The sequence below is a fragment of the Stenotrophomonas sp. 71799_Sma genome, assembly GCF_056482505.1.
On sequence record NZ_CM151202.1, the window covers coordinates 2,726,004 to 2,736,923 of the forward strand.

Genomic DNA, 10,920 nt, shown 5'->3' on the forward strand with positions numbered 1-10,920 from the left:
CGCACTCCCGCTCCACGGAACCTGCTCGTGCGTCAACGCCGCCGTTTTCCACGGCCCCATCCGATCGTTCTGGTCTGGGCCACCGCACTGTTCTTCACCACGATTGGAAACATCGCCCTCTGGAAGACGCTGTGGGGGCTGATCGACCTCAACAGCCTGCGCAGCGTGCTGTTCCTGGCCAGCTTGCCGGTGGTGCTTTTCTGCCTGTTCAACCTGCTGCTGACGCCACTGCTGGCACTGCCGTTCCTGCGCAGGCCGCTGCTGGTGCTGCTCGTTGTCGTCAGCGCCGCCTGCAGCTACTTCATGCTGCACTACAACGTGCTGATCGATCGCAGCATGGTGCAGAACGTGTTCGAGACCAACCAGGCTGAACTGAACGCCTATCTGTCGCTGCCACTGCTGTTGACCCTGCTGGCGCTGGGCGGGCTGCCCGCGACCGGGCTGGTCCTGATGCGCACCGCCAGCGGGGCGGGCTCGATACGTTCGTTCCTGGTGTGGCCAGTCAACGTCCTGGTATCCATGATGGTGCTGCTGGCGATCGGCTTTGCGTTCTACAAGGACTATTCGTCATTGCTTCGCAACAACCGCTACATCCGCGACCAGGTGCTGCCGTTGAACGTGGTGCGGCATACCCACGGTTACCTGAAGAGCCTCTACAGCACCCGCCAGCAACCGCTGCGCGCGATTGGCATGGACGCACGGCGCGCGCCGGGCCCGCGCCCGAAGCTGGTGATCCTGGTCGTCGGCGAGACCGCGCGATCACAGAACTTCCAGCTCAACGGCTACCCACGCGCGACCAATCCCCGGCTCTCGCGCAAGGAAGGCGTCATCAGCTTCAATGATGTCTCCTCATGCGGGACCGCCACGGCCATCTCGGTGCCGTGCATGTTCTCGCAGATGACCCGAGGCCAGTACGACGACGTGCGCGCCGCAACCGAGGAAAACGTGCTCGACATCCTGCAGCGCACCGGCATCCGCGTGCTCTGGCGCAACAACAACAACGGCGGCTGCAAGGGCGTGTGCGAACGCGTACCGACCGAGGACATGCCTGCGCTGAAGGTGGCCGGCCAGTGCGTCAACGCCGACGGCACCTGCTACGACGACGTGCTGCTGCACCAGTTGGGCGCACGCATCGATGCCATCAACGGCGACGCCCTGATCGTGCTGCATAAGCTCGGCAGTCATGGGCCGACCTACTTTGAACGGTATCCCGCAGCGTCGCGGGTTTTCAGCCCCACCTGCGACAGCAACCAGATCCAGCATTGCAGCAATGAGGCGCTGGTCAACACCTACGACAACACTCTGGTCCACACCGACCACCTGCTGGGCAAGGCCATCGACCTGCTGCAGGGCTATGCGGACCAGCGTGATGTCGCACTGATCTATGTGTCCGACCATGGCGAGTCGCTGGGCGAACGCGGGATGTACCTGCACGGCACGCCCTACTTCATCGCCCCGCGCGAGCAGACCCAGGTGCCGATGGTGATGTGGTTCTCACCGGAATTCAGCCGCAACGCAGGCCTGGACCTGGCCTGCCTGCACCAGAATGCCCTGCACCGGGCGCACAGCCACGACAACCTCTTCCACTCGCTGCTGGGCCTGTTCGCGGTCAACAGCGGGGTGTACCAGCACGATCTGGATGTGTTCGCAGGTTGCCGCGCGTCGGCTTCGCCGGCTGTGGCCACCTCACCGGCCAAGGAAAGGCGCCGGCTGATGCCGGTCGCTGCCCGGAACGTGGCGCGCTACTGCGCCGCCAGGGCGAAATCCAGGCCCGCACACACCGCCGCCACCTGGGCGTCGTTGCATTCCTGCGGGTTGGTGCGCGGGCTGTCCGGGTAGACCTCGGTGGTGGTGGCAAAGCGCGCGTCGGTGAAGCCGGCGCAGGCGCCGATCGAACGCGATTCACCCCAGACCACGCCCGGCGACTGCAGCGGCAGGCCGACCAGGTTGCCTTCGGCATCGGCCGGGGCGATATGGGTGACCGGGGCCACGGCGGTGATCAATGCCTTCTGGAACTCGGCCTGCGGATCTTCGCTGTTGCCGATCACGTAGAAACCATCCGGAATGGTGTCGCGCTCGAATGGCTTGCCGTCGCGGGCACAACGCGCCGGATCGAACTCGTGCAGGTCGCTGTCGGTGGTCTCGTGCAGGTCCAGGTGCACCAGCAGGTTCGGCTTGCGCTCGGCCACCCAGGCCATCAGGGCGGCGGCTTCCACGATCTGGCCGCCGTCACGGAAGCTGCGGTTGGGGTCGATGGCGTCCGGGTTCCAGCGCTGGATGCGCTCGTAGCCCCACGGGCTGACGCACGGCGCCACGATCAGGTTCAGCCGGCCCAGGTAACGCTCCGCCTGCTGCTCCAGGAACTGCAGGGCACCGTGCACGCCGCTGGTCTCGTAGCCATGCACGCCACCGGTGATCAGCGCGGTCGGCAGCGCCGGGTTCCAGTCGTGGTTGACCACGGCGAACAGCGGGTAATGGTCCGGTGCATAGTCCAGCTGGCCGTACTGGATCACATCGAAGCTGTCGTCCAGGCGCTCGAGCGCGGCCACCACGTCGTCGTGGTAGCTGCGCCGGCGCTGCTGGCGGGCCCGCCACTGTGCGCGTTCCGCGTCGCCCCAGGGCTGTCCGGGGGTGCCGATCGGGTAGAACTGCGCAACGGTCATTGGGGAACTCCAGGGGTCGAACGGGATGGGTGCAGCCGGACATTCTAAGCCTTGTCGCGCCTGCGGGCGCCCCCGCCCCGCCCCGCCTTCATCCAGCCGGGGTCATCTGGTTGTAAAATCAATGGTTTTTGGCCCCTCACCCCTTGATGGCGAACGCAGCGCAGCCGGTCCTGGGTGGACCGGAGTTCCTCCGCCTGCTCGCCCGTCTCAGCGACGGCGCGATGCCGGCCACCAGTCCCGCCCTGACCGATCGCCTCGGCCAGTGGGTGGACTGGAGCCGTGCCGTGGCCCTGTCCGGGGCGCTCGGCGGACGCCTGCCCGAGCCCGGTGAAGCCGCCGAAGCGGTCGAGGATGTACTGGCCGACTGCGCCCAGGCGCACGCCAGCCTGCTGGCCTCGATCCGCGAGGATGCCGAGGCCGAGCGCCTGCTGGACCTGGCCGAAGCTGCCGCCGCACCCAACTTCGCCTCGCTGCGCCAGCGCTACCGGGTACTGCAGCAGGCCATCCAGACCGCCACGGGCCGCCTGCGCGGCCGCCTGCGCGACCAGCTGGTGCAGGTTTCGCCCGAGCTGGCGCGGCTGGCCGAGGTCGATGCGGTGATGGAACAGACCCTCACCCCGCGCGAGCACAGCCTGCTGGCCACTGCGCCGGCTGTGCTCGGCGCCCGATTTGAACGCGTGCACGGCCAGCCCGGCTGGCGCACAGCCTTCCGCCATGACATGCGCACGCTGCTGCTCGCCGAGCTGCAGCTGCGCTTCCACCCGATCGAAGGGCTGCAAGACGCCCTGCGCTCCCACTGACCGGAACACCATGTCCAGAACTGCTTTCCATGTCGTTGTCTTCCTTGTCGGCCTGCTGGCCGTGTGCTGGATCGGCATTGGCTACGTTTCGGTGCATCCGCTGGGTGCAGCGGTGGCGGCGATCATCGCGGCCTGCTACATCGCCGGTGGCGTGGAGCTGTACCGCTACCGCCAGGCCAGCAACGGCCTGCGCGCCGCACTGAACGACCTGTCCAGCGCGAAGGAAAGCCTCGCCCCCTGGCTGGAGCGCGTGCCGGTAGGCCTGCGCAACGCCGTGCGCCTGCGCGTGGAGGGCGAGCGCACCGCCCTGCCCGCACCGGTGCTGACCCCGTATCTGGTCGGCCTGCTGGTGCTGCTGGGCATGCTCGGTACCCTGCTGGGCATGATGGACACGCTGCGTGGCACCGGACTGGCCCTGCAGAGCGCGACCGACATGGCCGCCATCCGCGGCTCGCTGGCCTCGCCGGTGCAGGGCCTGGCGGTGGCATTCGGTACCTCGATCGCCGGTGTGGCCAGCTCGGCCATGCTCGGCCTGCTGGCGGCGCTGCTGCGTCGGGATCGGCTGCAGGCCGTGCAGCAGCTGGACCGGGCCATTGCAGGCGACCTGCATCCCTACTCGCAGGCCTGGCAGCGCGCCGAGTCGCTGCGCCTGCTGCAGGCACAGTCCGCCGCGCTGCCGGCACTGGTCGACCGCCTGCAGGCGATGACACAGACCTTTGAACAGCACAGCACGGCCGCCAACGAGCGCCTGCTGGCCGGCCAGGCCGAATTCCTGACCCAGAGCCAGGCGCTGCAGGAGCGTCTGGCGGTCTCGCTGCAGCAGTCGCTGCGCGAAGGCGCCGAAGCCAGCGCCGCCGCCATCGGCGGTGCGCTGCAGCCGATGGCCGAGACCACGCTGGCTGGCCTGGCCCGTCACAGCGAAGCACTGCACGCCCGCGTCGAGCAGGCCGTGCACCAGCAGCTGGCCGGCCTGAGCGACGGTTTCGAGCGCAGCCGCGTTGCGACCGAAGCCAGCTGGGCCAAGGTGGTGAGTGAACAGAGCCAGGCACAGCAGGCCCTGGTGGACGATCTGCGCCAGCACCTGCAGGCCTTCAGCGATGGCCAGGGCACGCAGGCCGAAGCACTGGTCGCGCGCATCGGCGAGCGCCTGCAGGTTGATGCCAACGGCAACGCCGAGGCCTGGCGCGCCGCCATCGAGCAGCAGCAGGCACTGAACAGCGCGCTGGTCGAGCGCCAGCAGCAGGCGCTGCTGGCGTCCGGCCAGCAGCTGGACGAGCATGCGCAGGCATTGCTGCGGGCACTGGAGCAGCGTCACGACGCCAGCCAGTCGTTGCTGCAGGACCACGAACAGCAGCGCTCGCAGCAGTGGCAGGCCGCCCAGGCTGCCGCCGCAGCTGCGCACGCCGAACTGCAGGCCTGCCTGGACACTCGCGAACAGCAGCGCCAGGCGCGCTGGGACGCGGTCAGCGCCGAACTGCAGCAAGCCCACGCCGCGCTGCATGCGCAGCTGCAGGCCGGCGACGAACAGCGCCTGCAGCGCTGGAGCGATGCCTTGCAGCACGTTTCCACCGACCTGGCCGAGCGCCTGCGGGCCAACGGCGAGCGCCTGGCTGCGCAGCAGCAGCATGTCTGCGAGACGCTGGCGGCGACCGCGCAGCAGATCGGCGAGAACGGTCGCGCGCAGGCCAGCGCCACGTTGGCCGAAGTGTCCACCCTGCTGCAGACCGCGGCGGCGGCACCAAAAGCGGCTGCCGACGTCATCAACGAACTGCGCAGCACGCTCTCTGAAAGCCTGGTGCGTGACAACGCAATGCTGGAAGAACGCGGTCGCCTGATGGCCACCGTGCAGACCCTGCTCGATGCGATCAACCATGCCTCGCACGAGCAGCGCACCGCCGTGGACGCGCTGGTCGGCGGTTCGGCCGAGCTGCTGGAGCGCGTCGGCAACCGCTTCACCGACCATATCGCCGCCGAGACCGGGAAGCTGGACGGCATCGCCGCAGCGCTCAACGGCAGCGCCGGTGAAGTGGGCCAGTTGGCCAGCACCTTTGGTGAGGCGGTCGCGCAGTTCGGCAGTGCCTCCACCGAGCTGTCCGGCCGCCTGGAACAGATTGGCGGCGCACTGGATGCCTCGCTGGCCCGTAGTGATGAGCAGCTGGCCTACTACGTGGCACAGGCGCGCGAGGTGGTCGACCTCAGCCTGCTGTCGCAGAAGCAGGTGATGGAAGAACTGCAGCAGCTGGCCACGCGCCGCGGCAAGGCCGGCAGCGCATGAGCGACGAGCTGGAGGTCGATGGCGGCTCACACGCCCCGATCTGGGCCGCCTTCGGCGACCTGATGTCGGTGCTGCTGGGTGCGTTCGTGCTGATCCTGGTGGGTGTGGTCGCGGTGCAGCTGGAGCTGTCGCAGCGGTTGGACCAGGAAGTGAAGCAGCGCCAGGCCGAAGCCAAGCGCCTGCAGACGCTCGAACAGGCACTGGCTGGCCCGCTGGCTGCCGGTCGCGTGACGCTGGTTGACGGCCGCATCGGCATCAGCGGCAGCGTGTTGTTCGCGCTCAACTCCGACCAGCTGCAGCCGGAAGGCCAGGAGCTGCTGCGCAGCCTGGCGGCACCGCTGGCCGCCTATCTGGGCAGTCGCGAAGAAATCCTCATGGTCAGCGGCTTCACCGATGATGCGCCGGTGCGCGAAGGCAACCGCCGCTTCGCCGACAACTGGGAGCTGTCCGCGCAACGTTCGCTGACCGTGACCCGTACCCTGATTGCCGATGGCGTACCGGCTGACGCCGTGTTCGCCGCCGCGTTCGGCAGCGAGCAGCCGGTCAGTTCCAATGCCAATGAGGAAGGACGCGCACGCAACCGTCGCGTGGAGATCGCGCCGATTCCCAAGCCCAAGGCCCCGGATGCCAAGTAAGCCGCCCGCACTGGAGGGACTGCGCGCACTGGTGCGCGACCTCGATGCGGGGTCGCGCTCGCTGCCGCATTACCCGCGGGTGCCGATGCTGCAGCAGGTACAGCGCGAGTGGTCGGAACTGCGCAGCGAACTGCAGGTGCGCCGCTCGCTGCGCGCCGAGGCGCCGGCTGACGGCGGCCCGCTGAACTCGGCGGTGCTGGTGCAGCGCATGCTGGACACGATGCAGGCCGCCAGCCCAGGTTACCTGCGCCATTTCATCGACTACGTGGACACCCTGTCCTGGCTGCAGGCGCTGCAGGACGGTGCCGTGAGCAGTGGTGACACCGCAAAGCCGAAGCGCACGCGCAAGCCGCGCCGGACGCCGAAGGAGTAGTGCCGTCGCGTGCCATTGTAGAGCCGAGCCATGCTCGGCTCCGGCCAGAAACAGCCGAGCATGGGCTCGGCTCTACAGGTCAGTCCCTCACAACGACTGAACATGTCACCAGACAGTCATCTGTCTAGCGCACCATTTTCACGTTGACCCACGGCGCCCGCAGCGCCTGCAGTCGCATCGCTTGTCTCCCCTTTTCAATTCCATGAGCTCCGCGCCAGCGCGGTGGCTCGTGCCTGCCTGAGTGTCTGCAACATGACGAAGACTTTGTTGGCCGCCGCGCTGTCGATCGCGCTTGCTCCCGCGGCCTGGGCGCAGGATGCTGCCCCGACCTCCCATGGCACGTCCGCCACCGACCTCGATGCGGTTTCGGTGATCGGCAGCGGTGAAGCGCGCCAGGTGCAGCGCATCACCCGCGAGAACCTCGACATCCTGCCGCCGGGGACCAGCCTGCAGAAGACCCTGAACCTGCTGCCGGGCGTCAACGCGCAGTCGGCCGATGCGCTGGGCACCAACGAGCAGTCGATGACCCTCAGCCTGCGTGGCTTCAACTCCACCCGCCTCGGCTACACGCTGGATGGCGTGCCGCTGGGCGATGGCGCGTACAACAACTACAACGGCCTGACCATCAACCGTGCGCTGATCAGCGAGAACATGGCCGGCGCCGAACTGGCCGTGGGTATCGGCAGCCTCGGCACGCCGTCCACCAGCAACCTCGGTGGCACCATCTCGTACACCTCCGACCGCCCGGCCCAGGAACTCGGCGGCCGCGTGGTGCAGACCTTCGGCAGCGATGCCAACCGCCGCACCTTCGTCCGTGTGGACAGCGGCGAGTACAACGGTTTCTCCGGCTATATCTCCGGCATGAATGCCGTCTCCGATCTGTGGAATGACCAGACCGCCTACAACAGATCCACCACCAAGCAGTTCAACGCCAAGGGCGTGTGGAACTTCGGCCGCGGCCAGATCACCGGCTTCGTCGATACCTCGCGCACTACCCAGGCGGACTACTTCTACCTGTCCAAGGACGAGATGTCGCGCGGGCTGGGCTGGGACTGGGGCGGCTATGCGCCGGACTGGAACAAGGCCGTGGCCAAGGCCTACTGCAATACCGCCAGCTTCAACGCGAAGAAGTGCGACAGCAGCGGCCCGGACAAGGATGCCGACGGTGCGTTCACCGCCGGGCAGATCCTGCGCGATGACAACCTGTACTACCTGGCCGGCGATTTCTTCCTGGCCGATGGCTTCAGCCTGCGTGCCCTGGCCTACCACCACGACGACCGCGGCGAAGGCCACAACTGGAACAGCGGCGCGTGGTCGAACAAGGGGACCGCGCAGGAAATCCCGATCATCTTCCGCAACACGATCTATACCATCGACCGCGATGGCGGCACGCTGTCGTTCGATTGGGAACTGGGCGCGCACCGCATCGAGGGCGGCGTCTGGTACGAGCGCAACACCAGCAGCGCCGAGCGCTACCAGACCGCCGTGGACGGCCCGCGCGACCTGAGTGGCATGAACACCCTGCCCTCCGATGTCGGTGTGTTCGCCCAGCGCACGCGCTGGAAGACCCACCAGTTCTTCCTGAAGGACACCTGGCGCCTGCTCGATGATCGCCTGACACTGGAGTTCGGCGCCAAGAGCCCGCATGCCACCTCCGATGCGCAGGCCCTGCCGGGCGACGCGAAGGCGCCGATCTCGCCGACCTCCAACAACCAGTTCGCCACCGGCTCACTGAAGGCCAGCAAGAACTTCCTGCCCAGCATCGGCGCCAACTTCCGCTTGGCCGAGCACCACGAAATCTTCGCCAGCTACGCCGAGAACATCGCCATGTTCCAGGGCGGCTTCAAGCTGGGCCCGCAGGCAGTCAGCCAGGCCACCTGGAACGCGCAGGGCAACCTGAAGCCGGAAGAATCCCGCTCGCTGGAGGCCGGCTACCGCTTCGTCACCGATACCCTGCAGGCCTCGGTCGCGGCCTACAGCGTGCGCTTCGACAACCGCCTGCTGCAGTACAACCCCTGCGACTCGCGGCAGCCGGTCGGCCCGACCTGCGGCAACCGCTTCTACAACGTGGGCGGCGTCGACAGCCGCGGCGCCGAGCTGACCGTGCTGTGGACCCCGAACGAGCACTTCAGCTGGTACACCTCGGCCTCGCTGAACCGCTCGACCTATGCGTCCAACTACGTGCAGGCGGGCGTCGAGCAGCAGATCAAGGGCAAGATCCAGACCGATACGCCCAAGCAGCTGCTGGCCACCGAGATCACCTGGCGCGACGACGGCTGGTTTGCCAGCCTGCGCGGCAAGTACACCGGCGAACGCTTCTACACCTACACCAACGACCAGGGCTTCGGCGGCTTTACCGTGTTCGATCTGGCCGGTGGCTATGACTTCGGCCAGGTCGGCTTCGCCAAGGGCGTGCGCGTGTCGTTCAACGTGACCAACCTGACCAACAAGCGCTATGCCAGCAACCTGGATTCGAGCGTATTCGCCCCGAGCGACCCGGCCGGCAAACTGTACGTGTTCCATGCCTCGGCACCACGCCAGGTGTTCGGTACGATCGACCTTCGCTTCTGATTGACCGCCCGGAGTCCACTGATGCTCACGACCGCCCTGCTGCTGGCCACTCTCTCCGCCAGCGGATACTCCGCTCCGCATGAGGCGACGGGCGCAGCGCCGCGCACCCTGCAGCTGGGCGGTCGCACCTATGTGGACAAAGGCCTGGTCGCCGCCGGGCGGCTGTCGGCGGGCACGGTGGACTTCCTGGGTGACACGCTGGGATCGTTCTCGTCGCTGGCGGTGCAGCCCGGCACCTGGAAGCGCACTGCCAACGGCTACGAAGGCGTGTTGTGGACCCTGCCCGACCGCGGCCGCAACGATCCCGGGGCTGGCCTGTTCTACGACTACACCGGCCGCGTCGAGCGCATGCAGCTGCGCATCGACGTTTCCCCGGGAAAGCCCGAGCTTGGCACGCTGACGATGGCGCCCGACAAGGGTGTGGTACTGAAGGATTTCAACGGGCAGCCGTTCACCGGTGCCGACCCGGGCGACCACACGGTCACCCGGCGCCAGATGGTGCTGCCTTCGCCGGCCAGCGGCGCCGGAGCGGGCAAGGTCTCGCTGGATGCTGAGTCACTGCAGTTCACCGCAGATGGCCACTTCTATATCGGCGACGAGTACACCGCCAACGTCTACTACTTCGATGCGCAGGGCCAGGTGCAGGGTGTGATCGTGGCACCGCCCGCGATCCGTCCGCAGCGCGACGGCAAGCCGGCGCTCGGTTCGCTGGCGCCACCGCAGACCGGCCGACGCAACAACCAGGGCGTGGAAGGCATGGGCCTGTCACCCGACGGCAGCCGCCTGTTCGTCGTCCTGCAGAGCGCGACGCTGCAGGACAGCGCGCAGGGCAACGCGGCGGGCCGCATCAACACCCGCGTGCTGGTCTACGACGTGACGGCCTCGCCAACGCCACAGCAGCCGATCGGCCATTACGTGATGGCTTTGCCTGCCTACGCGCACGACGGCAAGGGCAAGCTGGACCGAACCGCGGCGCAGAGCGAGCTGCGCGCGCTGGACGGCCATCGCTTTCTGCTGCTGGCCCGCGACGGAAACGGGCTGGGCAAGGACGGCGACGACCCGATCGTCTACAAGTCGGTGCTGCTGGTCGATGTGGCCGATGCCACCAACCTGGCCGAAAGTGCTTATGAAACCGGCACGGCCTCGGTTCTGGCCGACCCGACCGACACCGCGCTGAAGCCGGAGATCATGCCAGCACGCAGCGACGAACTGCTGAACCTGCTGGACCGCCCGCAGTTGGCCCGTGCCGGGCTGGACCTGGACACAAAGCGCGGCCCACATGCCGGACTGCTGTCAGAGAAGTGGGAAGCCATGGACGTGCTGCCGGCGCTCGACCCGCAGCACCCGAACGACGTACTGCTGCTGATCGGCAACGACAACGACTTCATCGCCCGCCACTGCCGCATGCAGGGCCAGGCCTGCGACACCCCGTACGACAACGACAACCGCGTGCTGGTGTACCGCCTGACCCTGCCTTGAATCGTCGCCGGGCTTGGCCCGCCGCTACCGGATCAACCCGCTGTTTGTTGTAGGGCCGAGCCCATGCTCGGCTGCTTTTCCTTCAGGCATCCGTATCTCTGAAGGAACAGCCGAGCATGGGCTC

At 67.5% G+C, this 10,920-nt stretch carries 8 protein-coding genes; 7 read left to right on the forward strand and 1 reads right to left on the reverse strand.

Annotated elements, in window-relative coordinates; all coding sequences use genetic code 11:
- Positions 1-27 precede the first annotated feature (27 nt).
- A complete protein-coding gene (locus tag ACZK4Z_RS12630) occupies positions 28-1,839 on the forward strand; it encodes a phosphoethanolamine transferase (protein ID WP_430372162.1) in 1,812 nt (603 codons plus the stop codon).
- Here the strand turns inward: ACZK4Z_RS12630 and ACZK4Z_RS12635 are convergent.
- Positions 1,743-2,663, reverse strand: a complete 921-nt coding sequence (locus ACZK4Z_RS12635) for a M14 family metallopeptidase (RefSeq protein ID WP_010485250.1) — start codon at positions 2,661-2,663, stop codon at positions 1,743-1,745. The two genes, ACZK4Z_RS12630 and ACZK4Z_RS12635, sit on opposite strands and share 97 nt — an antisense overlap.
- Before the next feature lie 146 nt (positions 2,664-2,809).
- On the opposite strand from ACZK4Z_RS12635, the gene ACZK4Z_RS12640 reads away from it, so the two are divergent.
- The 6 genes from ACZK4Z_RS12640 to ACZK4Z_RS12665 all read left to right on the forward strand — a co-directional run bounded on the left by ACZK4Z_RS12640 (position 2,810) and on the right by ACZK4Z_RS12665 (position 10,796).
- Positions 2,810-3,463, forward strand: coding sequence for a DUF3348 family protein (locus ACZK4Z_RS12640; protein WP_019337835.1), 654 nt, complete (start codon positions 2,810-2,812; stop codon positions 3,461-3,463).
- A gap of 10 nt (positions 3,464-3,473) precedes the next feature.
- Entirely contained in the window at positions 3,474-5,738 is a 2,265-nt protein-coding gene (locus ACZK4Z_RS12645; protein WP_430372164.1) for a DUF802 domain-containing protein, read from the forward strand.
- The gene (locus ACZK4Z_RS12650; RefSeq protein WP_005409939.1) at positions 5,735-6,373 is read left to right on the forward strand and encodes an OmpA family protein; all 639 of its coding nucleotides are present in this window, start codon (positions 5,735-5,737) and stop codon (positions 6,371-6,373) included. The genes ACZK4Z_RS12645 and ACZK4Z_RS12650 overlap by 4 nt, the downstream gene beginning before the upstream one ends.
- Positions 6,363-6,746 carry a DUF2894 domain-containing protein gene (locus tag ACZK4Z_RS12655; protein WP_049409407.1) on the forward strand — a complete coding sequence of 128 codons (384 nt, stop codon included), beginning with the start codon at positions 6,363-6,365 and terminating at the stop codon, positions 6,744-6,746. The genes ACZK4Z_RS12650 and ACZK4Z_RS12655 overlap by 11 nt, the downstream gene beginning before the upstream one ends.
- A 252-nt stretch (positions 6,747-6,998) precedes the next feature.
- Complete coding sequence (locus tag ACZK4Z_RS12660; RefSeq protein WP_430372166.1) at positions 6,999-9,317, forward strand: TonB-dependent receptor; 2,319 nt, start codon at positions 6,999-7,001, stop codon at positions 9,315-9,317.
- Between the two features lie 21 nt (positions 9,318-9,338).
- Complete coding sequence (locus tag ACZK4Z_RS12665) at positions 9,339-10,796, forward strand: esterase-like activity of phytase family protein (RefSeq protein WP_430372168.1); 1,458 nt, start codon at positions 9,339-9,341, stop codon at positions 10,794-10,796.
- The last annotated feature ends 124 nt before the right edge of the window (positions 10,797-10,920 follow it).